Origin of the sequence: Priestia megaterium, from assembly GCF_046599315.1 — a bacterium.
In the GTDB taxonomy this organism is placed as follows: domain Bacteria; phylum Bacillota; class Bacilli; order Bacillales; family Bacillaceae_H; genus Priestia; species Priestia megaterium_F.
Map to the genome: position 1 here is coordinate 1 of NZ_JBKIKC010000006.1, position 17,105 is coordinate 17,105.

General features: G+C 38.5%; 19 protein-coding genes. 18 read left to right on the forward strand and 1 reads right to left on the reverse strand.

Annotation, left to right across the window (positions count from 1 at the left end):
- The 9 genes from cysT to ACLHDF_RS17925 form a co-directional block, all read left to right on the forward strand.
- Positions 1-569, forward strand: a 569-nt coding sequence (gene cysT / locus ACLHDF_RS17885; RefSeq protein WP_413920050.1) for a sulfate ABC transporter permease subunit CysT, incomplete at its 5' end; no start/stop codon positions are given.
- 12 nt (positions 570-581) lie between these two features.
- Complete coding sequence (gene cysW, locus ACLHDF_RS17890; protein ID WP_413920051.1) at positions 582-1,448, forward strand: sulfate ABC transporter permease subunit CysW; 867 nt, start codon at positions 582-584, stop codon at positions 1,446-1,448.
- Positions 1,449-1,467: 19 nt separating this feature from the next.
- Entirely contained in the window at positions 1,468-2,541 is a 1,074-nt protein-coding gene (locus ACLHDF_RS17895; RefSeq protein WP_413920052.1) for a sulfate/molybdate ABC transporter ATP-binding protein, read from the forward strand.
- 107 nt (positions 2,542-2,648) lie between these two features.
- Positions 2,649-3,644: a ketoacyl-ACP synthase III gene (locus ACLHDF_RS17900; protein ID WP_413920053.1), complete on the forward strand. Its 996-nt coding sequence runs from the start codon at positions 2,649-2,651 to the stop codon at positions 3,642-3,644.
- A gap of 82 nt (positions 3,645-3,726) precedes the next feature.
- Entirely contained in the window at positions 3,727-4,395 is a 669-nt protein-coding gene (locus tag ACLHDF_RS17905; protein WP_413920054.1) for a response regulator transcription factor, read from the forward strand.
- The gene (locus tag ACLHDF_RS17910) at positions 4,392-5,756 is read left to right on the forward strand and encodes an ATP-binding protein (protein ID WP_413920055.1); all 1,365 of its coding nucleotides are present in this window, start codon (positions 4,392-4,394) and stop codon (positions 5,754-5,756) included. Before ACLHDF_RS17905 ends, ACLHDF_RS17910 begins: the two co-directional genes overlap by 4 nt.
- Before the next feature lie 85 nt (positions 5,757-5,841).
- The gene (locus ACLHDF_RS17915; RefSeq protein ID WP_413920056.1) at positions 5,842-6,777 is read left to right on the forward strand and encodes an ATP-binding cassette domain-containing protein; all 936 of its coding nucleotides are present in this window, start codon (positions 5,842-5,844) and stop codon (positions 6,775-6,777) included.
- Complete coding sequence (locus ACLHDF_RS17920; protein ID WP_413920057.1) at positions 6,752-7,459, forward strand: ABC transporter permease; 708 nt, start codon at positions 6,752-6,754, stop codon at positions 7,457-7,459. Before ACLHDF_RS17915 ends, ACLHDF_RS17920 begins: the two co-directional genes overlap by 26 nt.
- Positions 7,460-8,194 (forward strand): ABC transporter permease, encoded by a 735-nt coding sequence (locus ACLHDF_RS17925; protein ID WP_413920058.1) that lies wholly within the window; start codon positions 7,460-7,462, stop codon positions 8,192-8,194. It abuts the gene before it with no gap.
- A 31-nt stretch (positions 8,195-8,225) separates the two neighbouring features.
- Here the strand turns inward: ACLHDF_RS17925 and ACLHDF_RS17930 are convergent, their stop codons facing one another.
- Positions 8,226-9,065 (reverse strand): YitT family protein, encoded by an 840-nt coding sequence (locus ACLHDF_RS17930; protein ID WP_221782907.1) that lies wholly within the window; start codon positions 9,063-9,065, stop codon positions 8,226-8,228.
- 248 nt (positions 9,066-9,313) lie between these two features.
- Between ACLHDF_RS17930 and ACLHDF_RS17935 the strand changes: the two genes are divergently transcribed.
- From ACLHDF_RS17935 to ACLHDF_RS17975, 9 genes are all read left to right on the forward strand, one after another.
- A complete protein-coding gene (locus ACLHDF_RS17935; RefSeq protein WP_413920059.1) occupies positions 9,314-9,667 on the forward strand; it encodes a YolD-like family protein in 354 nt (117 codons plus the stop codon).
- Between the two features lie 127 nt (positions 9,668-9,794).
- Positions 9,795-9,935, forward strand: a complete 141-nt coding sequence (locus tag ACLHDF_RS17940; RefSeq protein ID WP_013056833.1) for a hypothetical protein — start codon at positions 9,795-9,797, stop codon at positions 9,933-9,935.
- A 381-nt stretch (positions 9,936-10,316) separates the two neighbouring features.
- The gene (locus tag ACLHDF_RS17945; RefSeq protein ID WP_413920060.1) at positions 10,317-11,069 is read left to right on the forward strand and encodes a DeoR/GlpR family DNA-binding transcription regulator; all 753 of its coding nucleotides are present in this window, start codon (positions 10,317-10,319) and stop codon (positions 11,067-11,069) included.
- Complete coding sequence (gene pfkB / locus ACLHDF_RS17950; RefSeq protein WP_413920061.1) at positions 11,066-11,980, forward strand: 1-phosphofructokinase; 915 nt, start codon at positions 11,066-11,068, stop codon at positions 11,978-11,980. Before ACLHDF_RS17945 ends, pfkB begins: the two co-directional genes overlap by 4 nt.
- 12 nt (positions 11,981-11,992) lie before the next feature.
- A complete protein-coding gene (locus ACLHDF_RS17955; RefSeq protein ID WP_413920062.1) occupies positions 11,993-13,864 on the forward strand; it encodes a fructose-specific PTS transporter subunit EIIC in 1,872 nt (623 codons plus the stop codon).
- Between the two features lie 195 nt (positions 13,865-14,059).
- Complete coding sequence (locus ACLHDF_RS17960; RefSeq protein WP_413920063.1) at positions 14,060-15,442, forward strand: aspartate kinase; 1,383 nt, start codon at positions 14,060-14,062, stop codon at positions 15,440-15,442.
- 114 nt (positions 15,443-15,556) lie between these two features.
- Entirely contained in the window at positions 15,557-16,042 is a 486-nt protein-coding gene (locus tag ACLHDF_RS17965; RefSeq protein ID WP_413920064.1) for a YusW family protein, read from the forward strand.
- 172 nt (positions 16,043-16,214) lie between these two features.
- On the forward strand, positions 16,215-16,349 hold the full coding sequence (locus ACLHDF_RS17970) for a hypothetical protein (RefSeq protein WP_413920065.1): 135 nt from the start codon (positions 16,215-16,217) through the stop codon (positions 16,347-16,349).
- Between the two features lie 143 nt (positions 16,350-16,492).
- Positions 16,493-17,083: a superoxide dismutase family protein gene (locus ACLHDF_RS17975; protein ID WP_413920066.1), complete on the forward strand. Its 591-nt coding sequence runs from the start codon at positions 16,493-16,495 to the stop codon at positions 17,081-17,083.
- Positions 17,084-17,105: the final 22 nt, after the last annotated feature.

Genomic DNA, 17,105 nt, shown 5'->3' on the forward strand with positions numbered 1-17,105 from the left:
TGAGATATCATTTTCCCGGAAAGAGGTTTATTGACGGACTTGTGGATTTACCGTTTGCCTTACCAACAGCTGTTGCAGGCATTGCCTTGACTACCCTTTACGTCCCTAAAGGATGGATTGGTCAATTATTTACGTTTAAAATCGCATTTACGCCTATCGGAATTATTATCGTTCTTACGTTTATAGGTCTGCCGTTTGTGGTCCGAATGGTGCAGCCGGTATTGCAAAACTTTAATGCAGAGATAGAAGAAGCATCCGCTAGTTTAGGAGCCAGTCGAATGCAAACATTCGGAAAAGTTATTTTCCCGGAGCTGGTGCCTGCTATTTTAACTGGTTTTTCTCTTTCATTCGCAAGAGCGCTTGGAGAATACGGTTCGGTTGTTTTTATTGCTGGAAATATGCCGATGAAAACTGAAATTACGCCGCTTATTATTATGACAAAACTCGAGCAGTACGATTATGCTGGCGCTACTGCTATTGCATCAGTCATGCTCGTTGTATCATTTTTTCTGTTATTACTTATTAATATTATTCAATGGTGGACAAATCGTAAATTTGTACATAGTTAAGGAGGGATGACATTGGCAGGACATGTTCCAATGCAGCATGCAAAAACGACTGTTAAACTTAATCATTCTAGTTTAAAAGAGCCCAAAGTCGTCCAGTGGCTGCTTACATTTATTGCACTGGCTTTTTTAGCTCTATTCTTAGTGCTTCCGCTCATCACCATTTTTATGACAGCTTTTCAAAAAGGGTGGGAAACGTATCTCGCTACGATTACAAATCCGGATGCTTTGGCTGCTATTAAACTAACGCTAATTGTGGTGCTTATTACTGTTCCTTTAAATGCCGTTTTCGGCGTGGTAGCTGCATGGTTAATTACAAAGTTTGATTTTAAAGGAAAGAATATTTTAATTACGCTTATTGATTTACCATTTGCTGTTTCACCTGTTATTGCTGGATTGGTTTTTATTTTATTATTTGGTGCACAAGGGTTATTCGGAGAATGGTTGTTTAATCAAGATATTAAAATTGTCTTTGCTATTCCCGGTATTATATTAGCTACTCTTTTTGTAACGATTCCGTTTGTTGCCAAAGAATTGATTCCACTCATGCAAGCTCAAGGGTCAGCCGAAGAAGAAGCGTCGTTAACGTTAGGAGCCAGCGGTTTCAAAACCTTTTTCTTGGTGACATTACCTAATATTAAATGGGGATTATTATATGGCATCATTTTATGTAATGCGCGCGCAATGGGAGAGTTTGGAGCTGTTTCTGTTGTATCGGGGCACATTCGAGGAGTGACAAATACGATGCCTCTTCATATTGAAATTCTCTACAATGAATATCAATTTGCAGCAGCGTTTGCGGTAGCATCTTTAATGTCAATTTTAGCTATTTTTACATTAATTATAAAAAATATTATTGAGTGGAAAGTCAAACATATTTAAATAAGAAGGAGCTTATGAGATGAGTATCCATATTAAGCACGTATCAAAGAACTTTGGTGATTTTAAAGCGCTGGATTCTATTAACATTGATATTCAAACGGGCGAATTAGTAGCTTTACTCGGTCCGTCCGGTTCTGGAAAAACATCTTTGCTTCGTATCATTGCCGGTCTTGAACATCTTGATCAAGGAGCTATTTTATTTGATGGAAAGGAAATTACGCACATAAATCCAAAAGAGCGAAATGTAGGGTTTGTTTTTCAACACTATGCTTTGTTCAGGCATATGACTGTGTTTGATAACATTGCGTATGGTTTAAAAGTACGACCTAAAAAAACAAGGCCTTCTAAAACAGACATTAACAGGAGAGTAACCGAGCTGCTGCAGCTTGTTAAACTAGAGCCGCTTGCAAATCGCTATCCCTCTCAATTATCGGGCGGACAGCGTCAGCGAGTAGCGCTTGCTCGAGCGTTAGCAGTAGAACCGAAAGTACTACTATTAGATGAACCTTTTGGAGCTTTGGATGCGAAAGTTCGCAAGGATTTACGCAGATGGCTGCGTAAATTGCATAATGACTTTCATATTACGAGCATTTTCGTTACGCATGATCAAGAAGAAGCTTTAGATGTGGCCGATCGTATTGTTGTGATGAACAACGGAAAAATTGAGCAGATTGGAAGTCCTGAGGAAGTATATGATCATCCTAACAGTCCATTTGTGTACGATTTTTTAGGGAACGTCAATTTATTCAAGGGCCGCATTCATAAAGGCAGACTAAAACAAGGAAGCTTTGAAATGGATGTTCCAGAATTTAGCGGAAGAAATGAAGAAGCAGCTGTTGGTTATGTGCGACCTCATGATATTCACCTTGAAAAGGTAAACACAAGCGCAGATGCCGTTTCTGCAACCGTTAGCCATATTCATGTGATAGGACCTATCGTACAAATTGAATTAGAAAGAGAAGATGCAGAAGAATTTTTAGAAGCTGAATTAAGCAAAGAGCATTATAAAACACTCAGCCTTCAAGTCGGAGATCAGGTGTATGTAAAGCCTAAGCAGCTAAAAGTATTTATTCCAGAAGATTATTCTATTTGATAAAAAGCGTAAAGGGTATGCCTTTGCGCTTTTTATCTATTAAAAATTAGTACCAGATATTAAAAGTAGGTGTTATAATTAAGTATCAACTTATTTGAGGTGGAGAAATGATACAATCAAAAGCTAGAATCACAGGCATGGGGACGTATACACCAAAGCAAAAATTAACGAACGACCATTTAAAAGAAATGGTTGATACAAATGACGAATGGATTGTGCAGCGTACGGGAATGAAAGAACGACGAATTGTGGGGGAAGGCGAATACACGTCTACGCTTGCCATTCGAGCAGTTGGAAATTTGCTTAACCGATATGCTGTAGAAATAAAAGATGTAGATGCAATTATTGTTTCGACAACAACGCCGGATCACTTTTTTCCTAGCGTAGCATGTCAGGTTCAAGAATATTTTCATATTGAGCAAGCTGCAGCATTTGACTTAAGCGCTGCATGCGCCGGGTTTACATATGGCCTTCATATGGCCAATGGCTTAGTGACAGCAGGACTGCATAAAAAGATTTTAGTTATCGGTGCGGAAGTTATGTCGAAAATTACAGATTATACGGACCGGGCAACATGCGTACTGTTTGGTGATGGAGCGGGAGCCATGCTTGTAGAGTACGATAAGCATAACCCAAGTTTCTTAGGATGTCACTACGGAACAGACGGAAGCGGAGGGGGAAATTTATATCGTTCTAACTTATCTAACACTCTTTCAGGAAAAGAAATTAACTCGAGCGGGAATTTAGTTCAAAACGGGCGTGAAGTATATCGTTTTGCCGTCCGAACGGTTCCAAAAGGAGTAGAAGCCTTATTGCAAAATACACCTATTTCTCTTTCTGATGTAAATTGGTTTATTCCGCACAGCGCAAACCTTCGAATGATTGAAGCTATTTGTGCTAAAACAGGTGTTTCAATGGATAAAACGTTAACGAGTGTGCAATACTGCGGAAATACATCTTCAGCTTCTATTCCGCTTGCTTTAAACGAAGGAATACTGACAGGAAAAGTACAGGATAATGACCTCCTTATTCTCTATGGATTTGGGGGAGGATTAACGCACTGCGGCTTGTTAATTAAATGGACGTGTAAAGAAAAAAGCTAAAAGGCATCGCCTTTTAGCTTTTTTGTCTTTTACTGCTAAGAAGAATTCGATAAAATGGAAAAAGAAGTAAAGGGGTGTGCATATGAATTACGTTTTATACATTGAAGACAATGAAGAAATTGGATTAATGATTCAAAATGAGCTTAAAAAGAAAAACTATGAAGTTACTTGGTTACAATCAGGAGATATCGCCAGTCAGTTTATTGAACAAGCGGATATTGTCATTTTAGATGTAATGCTTCCTGGATTAGATGGATTTACAGTGGGAAAAAAGCTTAAAAAACTAGCACCTGATGTCCCAATTTTAATGCTATCGGCTCGTACAGCTTTAGAAGATAAGATTATGGGGCTAGAGTTTGCCGATGACTATGTCACAAAGCCCTTTCATCCAGAAGAGCTGCTTGCAAGGCTTGAAGTATTGTTAAGAAGATTTTCAAGAAAGAAAGAAGAGCTTTTTTTAAAACATTTGCATATTTCGATGAGAGACTATCGCGTGATGAATAGAGAGACAAGTGAAGAAATTAGTTTAACAGGTAAGCAATTTCATATTTTTACTTATTTCCTTCAGCATTTAAATCAAATTTTAACAAAAGAACAAATTTATGAAGGGGTATGGAAAGAGCGTTATATAGAAGGTGATAAAACATTAATGGTACATATTCGCTATTTGCGAGAAAAATTGGAGAAAAATGCAGCTAAGCCTGAAATTATTGAAACAATACGAGGGATTGGCTACAGGGTGAAGCAATGAACGTTAAACAGTCTCTTATCACGAAGTATATCTTAATTATGATTGCAGCTGTACTAATTATACCGGTATCATTTTTTGCAGGCTCATGGCTGATCACCGTTCCTTTTATGCATATTCAAGGATTATTAAATGAAGAGTATAAAGGAAAAAGCTACTACGAACAAATGTGGAATGAAGAAGCCCAAAAGCTAGAAGGAGCAAATGAGAAAACAATTAATCAAAAGCTAAAATTATTAAAAGAAAAATACCCTGAAGCTTCAATGTTCTGGGTAAACGAAGCTGGACAAACGCAACTTCCCCTTCCTTACCATAAATCACTTCCGAAGCAATGGTCATCTTCTTATACGGCTGAATTTATAAAAATTCGATATGGAAACGACCCGTATACGGTTCTTGCCTTTATCGGAACAGATAAAAAGCAGGGTTTTATGGTAGTTGAAGTCCCGGAAAAAGCCGTTGAGCTGCCTATTCAGAAGCTAGATCCAGCCTACTATAATATTTATTTAGGGTTTGTTTTTATAATTGTGCTTTCTTTTATTGTGCTTTCTCTACTGTTTTTCCTTCGAATTCGAAAAAGGCTGCGATCGTTACAAGCTGCTATGAATATCAAAGACGAACGAGGAATTCCTTTACCTGTTGTATCTGGGTTCACGGATGAGATTGGGCAGCTAGAACAATCGTTTAATCAAATGGTTAAACAGCTTCATGAAAGCCGGGACCGGGAGCAGCAAGAAGAACAGCTGCGGCAAGACTTAATTATGAGTCTATCGCATGACTTAAGAACACCGCTCACGACTGTTCGAACTCATATTTATCAGCTGAAAAACGAAGAAATGGCCTTGAACGTTCAACAATCTCTTGAAGTAATTGATACGAAAGTAGAATTTGTCAGCAGTTTAATAGATAATTTATTTTCCTATACGCTGCTGTTAAATGGAAAATATCCGTATCGAGAAGAGGAGATCGATATGGTTCGATTTCTTCGAAAAAGCATTGCACAGTGGTATCCACTATTTGAAGAAGAGCATATGGAAGTGGATATTCAACTGCCTTCTCAGTCCATATATTGGCGCGGAGATGTTCAGTGGTTAGAAAGAATAGTAGATAATTTATGTCAAAATGTCATTCGTCATGCCAAAGAAGGTCGCTTTATTGGTTTTTGTCTTGTTCAAGATAACGGTTCATCTTCTCTTATCATTTTTGATAAAGGGTCAGGCTTTAAAAAGAATAGCCATACGAAGCAAAACGGTGTAGGTCTAGCGATTGTGGATGCGATGATTAAAGAAATGGGGTTAACGTGGTCAATTCATTCTACAAAACATGGAACGGATATTCAAATTGTGTACAAAGCGAGTGATTAATTCACTCGCTTTTTTAAACGAATTTTAACCTTTCTTTTCCTTCCTCTTAACTTTGGCTGTTTATAGTAAAGGAGAGGTGATAAAAGTGGAAATTGTTAAAACGACTCAGCTGATAAAAGTATTTAAAGGAGCAGAAGCTGTAAATGAAGTGAATTTATCCATTAAAGAAGGAGAAATCTACGGGTTTTTAGGACCCAACGGAGCAGGGAAGACGACAACGATTCGAATGCTGCTCGGGCTAATGAAGCCAACAAGAGGGGAAATCGAGCTGTTTGGAGAAAGAATAAAAAATCACAGGCAGCATATTCAAGCCTTAAAAAAGATAGGTTCACTTGTAGAGAGCCCTTCCTATTATGCGCATTTAACTGCAAGAGAAAATCTAGAGGTACTTCGCAAAATACTGGGTGTAGCTAAAGACAGAGTGGAAGAAGTACTAGATATCGTAAAATTAACGAAAGAAGCAAATCGTCCAGTCAAAGGCTTCTCTCTTGGGATGAAGCAGCGTCTTGGCATTGCTTCTGCCCTTCTCGGAAATCCTCGTTTATTGATCTTAGATGAACCAACCAACGGACTAGATCCTGCAGGAATTCAAGAAATTCGTTCGTTAATCAAAGAAATGCCAAAAAAAAATGGAGTTACCGTGTTAATTTCAAGTCATTTACTTTATGAAATTGACCACTTAGCGACTCAAGTAGGCATTATTACAAAGGGAAAAATGCTATTTAATGGATCAATTGAATCGCTTCGCAAAAAGGCCAAACATCAAGTGGCATTTACAATAGGAGAGATAGAAAAAGCAAAAACGATACTATTAACCAACGGATTTGTACCTACTATCGATAGAAACAGTCTCCTTCTAGAGTATATTGATCATGAGCAAGTGGCACATCTCGTTTATCAGCTCGTGCAAGAAAATGTCTCTATCTATCGCGTTGAAGAAAAAACAAAATCACTAGAAGATATCTTTTTAAAGCTGACGAGCGAGGAGAATGGATATGTTCACAAAAATACTGCAGGGTGAGTGTATAAAGTTAAAAAGAAAATGGCTCTGGTTTTTACTATTTTTAGGTCCAGCGGGTGTAATTGGCTTAACGCTAGTTGATTATAGCGTTCGATATGAATATCTAATTCAGCAAAATCCGAATGTGTGGGAAGGTCTTTTGCATGAACTAAACATCACGCTTCCAATAGCTTTTTTACTGGGAGGAACGATTCTTGCTTCAAATGTAGCGCATATTGAATATCATAGAAGCTCATGGAAGCAGCTGCTGAGCTTACCTGTGAGCAGACTGAGTGTTTATACAGCAAAATTTGTAGTAGTTATGTTTATGCTACTTATCGCTTCTGCTGTTCTATTAATCGGTATAGTTGGGCTAGGGTGGTGGTTAGGATTTGGTCTGCCTCCTTCTTGGAAAACTCTTTTTGTTTATACCTTTTATCCGTTCTTTTCGGCTATTCCGTTTGTAGCTATTCAAATATGGCTATCTATGCTTTTTAAAAATCAAAGCCGTTCTCTTGCACTAGGTATTGTGATGAGTGTGACAATGAGTGGTATGAGAGAATTGCCGAGCTGGTTTTTCTGGCAATGGCCAATGCTAGTGTTTTCCGATTATCGGAATACGTATATGATAACAGGTGTAATTATCGGCTTTTTTTTATATGCTGCAGGTGCTCTTCACTTTATCAAAAAGGATGTGGCCTAAATGTTGTGGCCATTATGCAAGATAGAATGGTTTAAATTGTTTAAAACAAAAGCCTGGACTTACCTTTTTGTTAGTCCCATTCTTATCGCTGCTATCCTTTTTGTAGGTGATCAGGCAATGCCAAGCGGGAGGATGAAATGGTTAATGGCAGATGCTTTGATTGCCAATGTTCACGGCTTACTGTTTTATCCGTTAATTGGCGGGTTAGTAACATCGTTCATCTGTCGGTACGAACACGAAGCGGGAGGGTGGAAGCAATTATTATCTCTTCCTGTGACAAGAACATCAGTATACGGAGCAAAATTGATTACAGCAGCAGCTTTCATGGGAATTCTTCAAGTGCTTGCATTTGTTGTTTTATTAGGAGTTAGCATGTTGAAAGACTATCCAAATGCTATTCCACTAAAAATGATAGCTGGAAATATGCTAGGCGGCTGGGTTGCAGTGTTGCCAATTCTAGCGTTTATGCTAGCTGTGTCAATGGCACTTTCTAGTTTTGGAGCATCTTTAACAGTCAACGTCATTTTAACACTACCGAATTTATTCGTTGCTAATTCTGAACGATTTGGCCCCTGGTACCCATGGACTCAGCCAATGTATGGAATGTTAGGTGTAACCGGAAAAGCATCATGGGGGTTGATGCTGACTACACAGAATTTCTTAGTGGTTGTTATAAGCAGCTTTCTGCTTTTTGTAGCAGCAGGTTTACTGTATTTTCAGCGCAAACATATATAATAGAAAAAACCCGCTTTTTTACAGCGGGTTTTCAACTGGCTTTTGGAATGGTAAAACCTACTCCAAAGACGTCGCGCACGTCGTGTACGACCACAAAAGCTTGTTCGTCGACTTTATGAATAATGCGCTTTAATTCTAGCAGTTCTTGTTTGTTCACAACTACGTACAATACGTCTTTTGCTTCTTTTGTATAGCTTCCATGAGCAGAAAAAACAGTGACGCCGCGCTGCATCTTTTTATTGACTTGTTCGGCTACTTCAGCTGAACGATGTGAAATAATAGTGATTGCTTTGCGAGGGTTGAGTCCTTCAATGATATAATCCAGCACCTTCGTTCCGATGTAAAGAGAAATAACCGTATACATCGTCTTTTCTCCACCGATGACAAAATAAGCGCTTGCTACAACTAATAAATCAATTGCTAGCATCGTTTTGCTAATATTCCAGTCTAGATATTGATTAGCTAAGCGGGCAATAACTGCAGAGCCTCCGGAAGTTCCGCCGCCTCTAAACACAAGTCCGAGTCCTACACCAGCAAAAATACCAGCAAAAATAGCCCCCAGTAGCGTATCGTCAAGAGGATTTCCCAGCCCTTCAGTTATATGTAGGAATAGAGACGTGAAAATAATACATATAATTGTGTAAACAATCACACGTTTATGAAGCAATTTGTATCCGATCAGTACCAGCAAACCGTTTAATATAAAGTTTGTGATACCCGGAGACCACCCTAATACATAATAGGTAATCATTGTGACACCGGTTACGCCGCCTTCTGCTAATTCATTTGGAATAGCAAAGTAATTAATGGCCAGTGCGAAAATGAGGCTCCCTAGAATAATGAGTATAATTTCTTTTATTTTATTAATCATGAACGTTACCTCCAATCATCAAAAACTCCGAAAACACAGTCATGACAATGTATTATACCAACTCTAGAGACCGAATTAAAGATGAGATATTATTATTTTTTTAAAAATCAGTTTCTGCTAGTAACATAAAATCTTTTGACAGTTTTTATGGAGTATGAAAAAATGAATTGTTTGCTTTTATTTTGATTAAAAAGTTTTGCAATGAGAATGTTCGTTCGGTAAAATAGAAGCAAGAGTCAAGGGGGAGAATGAACGTGTATCAAGATGAATTAAAACAGTATGCGAAGCTAGTAATGCCCGAGCATTTAGAGAAAATGAAGAAAATGTACAGTCCCGAGGCGCATAAGCAGTCCTTAGGGTTGAAAAAAGAAAAGATTAAGCATATTGAAAATGTCATTATGAACAGTTACTCGGAGCATCATCCAGTAACGCTTCACGTCTATGAAGCAGGACATATTCAAAGGTATGAACGAGTGACGATCGATAAAGTCTCGCTGCAGTCGAATACGCTGATGGTCACAGGCCCTTTTTATACATATTCGATTCGAGCGGATGCAGTAATTGAAGCAAATGTATGGGAAGATGAAAGCTACTCTAGCTAAGAGTAGCTTTTTTGTTCGTTTTGTATCTTTTTTTTAACGCTTGCATACAATACATAAAAGCATATTCCGCGAGTAGTAACAGTAACTTCTAGCTACTAGGAAATTTTAATTAAAGAAGGGATATTGTATGCAAAATGAAAAAACTCAAGTAAGAGAAATCGAATTAACGCAGTTCATTAAAAAAAGACTCGTTCGTTTTATCTCAAGTTTAGCTATTTCTTCTGCCCTTGCTTCCATATTATATATGCTTCTGTTTTTATTTAAATGAGGAGTCACTTCGAGTTGTCCAAAAAGATGGACAACTTTTTTGGTGTATAGGCTCTCATTAGATTAGGACAAGCTAAGCTTGATTCAGTCAGGAAATATTTAATCGGTCAAGAAATAGTCAAAAACAGTCATAGCTAACTGAGTAGAAGAAACCCTTTACATATAATGAGAAAAGTAGACAAATTCTTGAATTACCAGCTTATTTCCTTTTGCATTAACTATTGTTAAAACAAATACAAATCTAATTGTTCGTTCAAAAAACTTTATTTTGTAATTAAAAAATGAATGTTTTTGATTTTTTATGATTGATTTTGAGTGTAAACCATGATAAAGTAAGTACATGAAATAAATGAAAACGCTTTTTTGAAAAAGGAGCTAGAACATGTTAACGCCGGAGAGACATCAACTAATCTTAAAACTTTTAAAAGAGAAAGAACTTGTAAAAGTACAAGAGTTTATCGAAGTTACAGGCGCTTCGGAATCCACAATTAGAAGAGACTTAAGTCAACTAGAAGAAGAGCAAATGCTCAAACGTGTTCACGGTGGCGCTTCGCTTGTTCGCAGTAAACGAATCGAACTGAGCGTTATCGAAAAATCTGCTAAAAATGTTCAAGATAAACGAAACATTGCAGAGTATGCGGCTTCAATTATAAATGAAGGTGACTGTATCTTTTTAGATGCAGGAACTACAACGTATGAAATGATTCCGTTTTTAAAACAAAAAGATGTAGTCGTGGTGACAAATGGTTTAATGCATTTAAACCCGATGCTAGAACAAGGTATCACCCTCTATTTAATTGGAGGATCTGTTAAACATAAAACGGGCGCTTTAATTGGCAATGGAGCCCTTTTAAGCCTTGAGCAGTATCGTTTTGACAAGTGCTTTATGGGAGCAAATGGAATTCATCATCAATATGGGTATACAACTCCTGATCCAGAGGAAGCATTGATCAAGCAAACGGCGATGAAGCTGTCTAGAGAATCTTATATTTTGTCAGATTCTACTAAATTTTTTGAAACAAGCTTTGCGAAAATAGCCGATTTACATGAAGCAAAAATTATAACAAATGACGTACCTAGCGATGTACTTATACAGTATGCAAACAAAACAGACATAAAGGTTGTGAAATCATGATTTATACATGTACGTTGAACCCATCCGTTGATTACGTAGTACATGTTTCAGCATTCGAAGAAGGCGGGCTTAACCGCACAACGAATGAAGCGAAGTTTCCAGGAGGAAAAGGCATTAACGTCTCTCGTGTTTTAAAACGATTAGGTGTTGATAATAAAGCTCTCGGTTTTGTAGCTGGCTTTACAGGAACCTATATCGAAGACTATTTGAAAGCCGAAAATATCGAAACAGCTTTTACAAGAATAGATGGAGATACGCGTATTAACGTAAAGTTAAAAACAGAAAAAGAAACAGAAATTAATGGTCAAGGACCCGCTATTACAGACGAAGCGCTTCAGTCTTTATTGGCTCAAGTAAAGCAAATGACTGAAGGCGATATCTTCGTATTAGCAGGAAGTATACCGAAAACGCTTCCAAATTCTATTTATGAAACGTTAACTGAACTAGCAGCGGCGAACGGAGTAAAAGTAGTAGTAGATGCAAGTGGAAAAACCTTGCTAGACGTTGTGTCTCACAAGCCGTTTTTTATCAAACCGAATCATCATGAACTTGCAGAATTGTTTGATGTAGAAGTAAATAGTGCAGAAGATGCACTAGTATACGGTAAAAAGTTGGTTGAAAAAGGAGCGCAAAACGTCGTTGTATCCATGGCAGGCGATGGAGCACTTCTTATTAACGAAAGCGGTGTCTACAGTGCCACAGTCCCTAAAGGAACGGTGAAAAATTCCGTTGGAGCTGGCGATTCACTTGTAGCTGGGTTTATTGCTTCTTACGTAAAACAAGGTGATTTATTAGAAGCTTTTCAAACAGGAGTAGCTTCAGGAAGTGCCACAGCATTCTCACTTGAATTATGTACAGCAGAAGATGTAAAGACGCTTCGTGAACAAGTGTCAATCACAAAGGTAGAGTAGGGGGAAACGAGAATGAGAATTACTGAATTACTAAAAAAAGATACAATCATTCTTGATTTAAAAAGCACATCAAAAGCTGATGTTATTGATGAATTAGTTGGAAAATTAGACGAAGCTGGTCGCTTAAGCGACCGAGCTGGCTATAAAGAGGCAATTTTAAACCGTGAATCTCAAAGTACAACGGGAATTGGGGAAGGCATTGCCATTCCACATGCGAAAACAAGCTCGGTAAAAACACCGGCCATTGCATTTGGACGCTCAACAGAAGGTATTGATTATGAGTCATTAGACGGACAGCCTGCACACTTATTCTTCATGATTGCAGCGAGTGAAGGAGCGAATAATGCTCACTTAGAAACATTATCTCGTTTGTCTACGTTATTAATGGACGAATCGTTCCGAAAAACGTTGCTAACAGCGTCATCAATTGATGAAGTCATTAAAGCAATTGATGATAAAGAAACTGAAAATGAAGCGCCGGAAGAAGAAGTAGATACAGCTTCAGATCAATTAGTGCTTGCTGTAACGGCTTGTCCAACAGGAATTGCACACACATATATGGCAGCGGACAGCTTAAAAGCAAAAGCGAAAGACATGAATGTGACAATCAAAGTTGAAACAAACGGTTCAAGCGGTGTTAAAAACGCGTTGACGAAGGAAGAAATTGAAAACGCTACCGCTATTATTGTTGCAGCAGACAAGCAAGTAGAAATGGAACGTTTTGCAGGAAAAAAAGTCATTCAAGTTCCAGTAGCTGAAGGAATTCGCAAGCCTGAGGAATTGATTAACCGCGCGTTAAAAGGAGATGCTCCTGTATACAGCGGCGGCGGTGGCAGCAAAGAAGGCGGAGCAAGTAAAGGATCAGAGCGTACAGGGTTTTACAAACACCTAATGAGCGGTGTATCAGCAATGCTTCCGTTTGTTGTAGGGGGCGGGATCTTAATTGCCATTTCATTTATGTTTGGTATTCACTCGGCAGAGCCGAAAGATCCAACGTACAATGCGTTTGCAGCGGCGCTAAAAACAATTGGCGGAGATAATGCATTCTTCTTACTTGTACCGGTACTAGCAGGGTTCATCGCAATGAGTATTGCTGATCGTCCTGGTTTAGCTCCTGGTATGGTTGCAGGTCTTTTAGCAGCTTCTGGCGGCGGCGGTTTCTTAGGTGGTTTAATCGCTGGTTTCTTAGCGGGTTATGTAGTAGTAGGATTAAAGAAATTATTCAGCGGTTTACCGCAAGCGCTTGATGGAATTAAACCAGTTCTTCTTTATCCGCTATTTGGGATTTTTATCTCAGGACTGATTATGCTTTATGTTGTAAATGAACCAGTCAGTGCAATTAACAAAGGCTTAACGCACTGGTTAAGTGGATTTGGTACAGGTAACTTAGTATTATTAGGTATTATTTTAGGCGGTATGATGGCAATTGATATGGGTGGTCCTATTAATAAAGCAGCCTTTACATTTGGTATTGCAATGATTGATGCTGGAAACTATGCACCTCATGCAGCGATTATGGCAGGCGGTATGGTTCCACCATTAGGTATGGCTATTGCGACAACATTATTCAAAAATAAATTTACTCGCCAAGAGCGTGAAACAGGTAAAACATGTTATGTAATGGGTCTTTCGTTTATCACAGAAGGTGCGATTCCATTCGCAGCAGCTGACCCAGGCCGCGTTATTCCTGCATCGGTTATCGGTGCTGCAGTAGCAGGTGCTTTAACAATGATGTTCCACATCGGTTTACCAGCACCACACGGCGGTGTATTCGTTATCGGAATTGTACAAGGAAACCCTCTTTTATATGCACTAGCAATCTTAATTGGTGCAATTGTAACAGCGGTTCTTGTAGGTGTATTAAAAAAGCCAAAAGCAGAATAACAAATAAAGACTGATTTTACATGACGTAAAATCAGTCTTTTTGTGTTTTTGTGGTAGACATTTGTTCTTTATGGGAGTACAATTACGTTAGTATTCCTTTAATTTTTAGAAAAGTTAGATAGATAAGCTTTTCTACTTGATAAAATATGTTACAATAATCGAATATTAAAAACAAAGTAAGGAAGTGTCTCAAACATGAAGGTTGCGAAGTTTGGCGGGAGTTCAGTTGCAAGCGCAGAGAAGTTTAAACAGGTTGCGCATATTGTAACGTCTGATAAAGAGAGAAAGCTAGTAGTTGTATCAGCTCCAGGCAAGCGATACGGAGAAGATACGAAAATGACAGATTTGCTAATCGCACTTTCTGCCAAAATACAGCTCGGAGAAGATTATGTAGATGAGTTTGGGCAAGTAATTGATCGCTATCGTGAAATCGTTGTTGACTTGTCTATACCTGAGACGATTATCACTGACATTATTACGAATTTACAATTACTTATTGATTTACATAAAAACGATCCGTTTCGCTTATTAGACTGTCTAAAAGCAAGCGGAGAAGATAATAATGCGAAGGTAATGGCTGCTTATCTAAATCATTTAGGGTTTGAAGCTCATTATGTAAATCCGAAAGAAGCAGGTATTTTTGTTTCCGATGAACCAGGAAGAGCAAGAGTGCTTCCGCTGTCTTATGAAAAACTGCCGAAGCTAAGAGAGCGTTCGGGTATTCTGGTGATTCCGGGATTCTTTGGCTACTCTGAAGAAGGGAACATGGTTACGTTCTCGCGCGGTGGGTCAGACATCACGGGTTCAATTGTAGCAGCTGGAGTGAAAGCTGATTTGTATGAAAACTTTACTGACGTAGATGCTATTTACAGCGTGGATCCAAGACTTGTGGAAAAGCCTAATGAAATGAAAGAAGTAACATACAGAGAAATGCGTGAACTATCCTATGCAGGTTTTTCGGTATTCCATGATGAAGCGTTAGAGCCGGTCTATAAATTAGGCATTCCTGTATGTGTAAAGAATACAAATAACCCTGAAGCAAAAGGTACATTTATTGTAGCTGAGCGTCCTCACGGGGATACGCCGGTGGTTGGAATCGCTGGGGACAAAGGCTTTTGTAACATTCACGTGAGCAAATACTTATTAAACCGCGAAATTGGTTTTGGTAGAAGATTGCTTGAAATTTTAGAAGATGAAGGTATTTCATACGAGCATACTCCTTCAGGAATTGATAATATCTCTGTCATTATGCGCGAGCACCAGCTTACACCCGATGTGGAAAAGCGTGTATTTGCTCGAATTGAAAACGAACTTGAAGTAGATGAAATCTTTATTGAACGTGATCTTGCTATGGTTATGGTAGTAGGAGAAGGAATGAATAGCACAGTAGGAATCGCGGCAAAAGCTACAGAAGCTTTTGCACGTGCTGAAGTGAATCTTGAAATGATTAACCAAGGTTCTTCTGAGGTAAGCATGATGTTTGGTGTAAAAGCAGACGCCTTGGATCGTGCTGTTCAAGCTCTTTATAATACGTATTTTAACAGCATGTACAGTATTTCTTATTCTAATGTAAAATAAACAGGACGAAAAACCCCGCTTTTTTTAGAGAGCGGGATTTTTTAGTGAAGGCGTATAAAAGTTGAATTTGTGGACATAAAGGGAAGGAAGAGTGAAGTAAAAGGAGGAAATACAGTGAAGAAACGACTCTTTTTCATATTCATTTTCCTTGTAGGTATTAGCGTACTTTCAGCATGCCACAATGATGATGCAGCACCGGCAAGAGAAGCTCAAAATAAACAAGGCGTGACAAATGGCGGAACACCGATGAGCTATGATACTCAAAGTGAAAACACATCTTTTAACTTTTCAAAATTTGATTTAGAAGTGGACTATAAGGGTCTCAATAATGACTATGAAGCCGATTATGAAAATGAAAATGATGAGATAGAGGCAAAAGTGGATGATAATATTAACGATGAACACTTGAACGGAGACGAAGCATTTAATAAATTATCTTCAAAATTTAAAAAGTTAAATTTTGATCAACGCACGCCCAATGAAGATGTAAAAAAGGAAGTAATCGATGCGTTTGGTCTAAAAAAAGATTTTCAATCTTTTGAGCTAGAAGTTCGCTTTTCGAACGGAACGGAAAAAGAATACAATTTTAAACAAAAGTAAGACGTTAAAGCTAAGAAAAAAGTGAAAACACGAGCGAGGCTGGGATAAAGGTATTTTAGTTAAAGGAAAATCCGAACGGTGAATCGAGATTCTTGATTAAGAATCAAACTCGCTCGGATTTTTTTATGGTGCTGGTTAACGTAGGTTTCATGTATTCAGTTGCTTCTAGCGGTTGATTGGAGGGCAAGGCGAAGACTCCTGCGGGAAAAGCGGAAGAGGTGAGATCCCACAGGAGCGCAAGCGACGAGGAGGCTCATCGGCCGCCCGCGGAAAGCGACGTTTTGTACGGAAATCAACAGCGGTGTAACAAGCAATCCCTACTAGCTCATTTATCCCATTTGTTCGTCTTTAGATTGGATTGATGAGTTATGTCTCAATCTCATTTTTGATGTCTAAAAAAAGGAGAATAGTGAAAGGATGGTGATAAATAAGCAAAAGGAGGAATCACGGATGCAAAAGTGGATAATGAATGGATGCGTAGTCTTTATCCTATTACTGCTGGGAGCATGCAGCATGGTAAAAGAGCAAAATAACGCTCATGAAAACCATCTGAAAACAGAGGAAGTGAAAGAAACAAGCGAAGTATCAGTAGAACCTGTTAAAGTGGATTTAACGAATACATCGGGCAAAAAAGTAGGAGAGGCTACACTGTCAGAAGCAAAGAACGGTGTGCAAATTAAATTGACTGCTCAAGGACTTTCACCGGGAAGACACGGATTTCATATTCATGAAATAGGAAAATGCGAGGTGCCGGATTTTAAAACAGCTGGTGCCCATTTTAATCCTTTTAAACGTGAACACGGTTTTAAAAATACAAAAGGTCCGCATGCAGGTGATTTGCCTAATCTAGAAGTTGCACCAAATGGCAAAGTAAATACAGAAATTTTTGCTTCTCTGGTCACGCTGCAAGAAGGAAAGCCAAATTCTCTTTTGGATATGGATGGATCCGCATTAGTAATACATGATAAAGTCGACGACTACACAACTGACCCTTCAGGAAACTCAGGAGATCGAGTTGTTTGTGGAGTAATTACAAAATAAGCCAAGAAGCTGTGAGATCATT

Bases quoted from the DNA above. Each gene is read 5' to 3' on its own strand.
- ACLHDF_RS17925 (WP_413920058.1), top strand. From the start codon at position 7,460: ATGTTGTGGCCATTATGCAAGATAGAATGGTTTAAATTGTTTAAAACA.
- ACLHDF_RS17955 (WP_413920062.1), top strand. From the start codon at position 11,993: ATGAGAATTACTGAATTACTAAAAAAAGATACAATCATTCTTGATTTA.
- ACLHDF_RS17935 (WP_413920059.1), top strand. From the start codon at position 9,314: ATGAACGTGTATCAAGATGAATTAAAACAGTATGCGAAGCTAGTAATG.
- ACLHDF_RS17900 (WP_413920053.1), top strand. From the start codon at position 2,649: ATGATACAATCAAAAGCTAGAATCACAGGCATGGGGACGTATACACCA.
- ACLHDF_RS17895 (WP_413920052.1), top strand. From the start codon at position 1,468: ATGAGTATCCATATTAAGCACGTATCAAAGAACTTTGGTGATTTTAAA.
- ACLHDF_RS17930 (WP_221782907.1), bottom strand. From the start codon at position 9,065: ATGATTAATAAAATAAAAGAAATTATACTCATTATTCTAGGGAGCCTC.
- ACLHDF_RS17920 (WP_413920057.1), top strand. From the start codon at position 6,752: ATGTTCACAAAAATACTGCAGGGTGAGTGTATAAAGTTAAAAAGAAAA.
- ACLHDF_RS17910 (WP_413920055.1), top strand. From the start codon at position 4,392: ATGAACGTTAAACAGTCTCTTATCACGAAGTATATCTTAATTATGATT.
- pfkB (WP_413920061.1), top strand. From the start codon at position 11,066: ATGATTTATACATGTACGTTGAACCCATCCGTTGATTACGTAGTACAT.
- ACLHDF_RS17905 (WP_413920054.1), top strand. From the start codon at position 3,727: ATGAATTACGTTTTATACATTGAAGACAATGAAGAAATTGGATTAATG.
- ACLHDF_RS17960 (WP_413920063.1), top strand. From the start codon at position 14,060: ATGAAGGTTGCGAAGTTTGGCGGGAGTTCAGTTGCAAGCGCAGAGAAG.
- ACLHDF_RS17945 (WP_413920060.1), top strand. From the start codon at position 10,317: ATGTTAACGCCGGAGAGACATCAACTAATCTTAAAACTTTTAAAAGAG.
- ACLHDF_RS17940 (WP_013056833.1), top strand. From the start codon at position 9,795: ATGCAAAATGAAAAAACTCAAGTAAGAGAAATCGAATTAACGCAGTTC.
- ACLHDF_RS17975 (WP_413920066.1), top strand. From the start codon at position 16,493: ATGCAAAAGTGGATAATGAATGGATGCGTAGTCTTTATCCTATTACTG.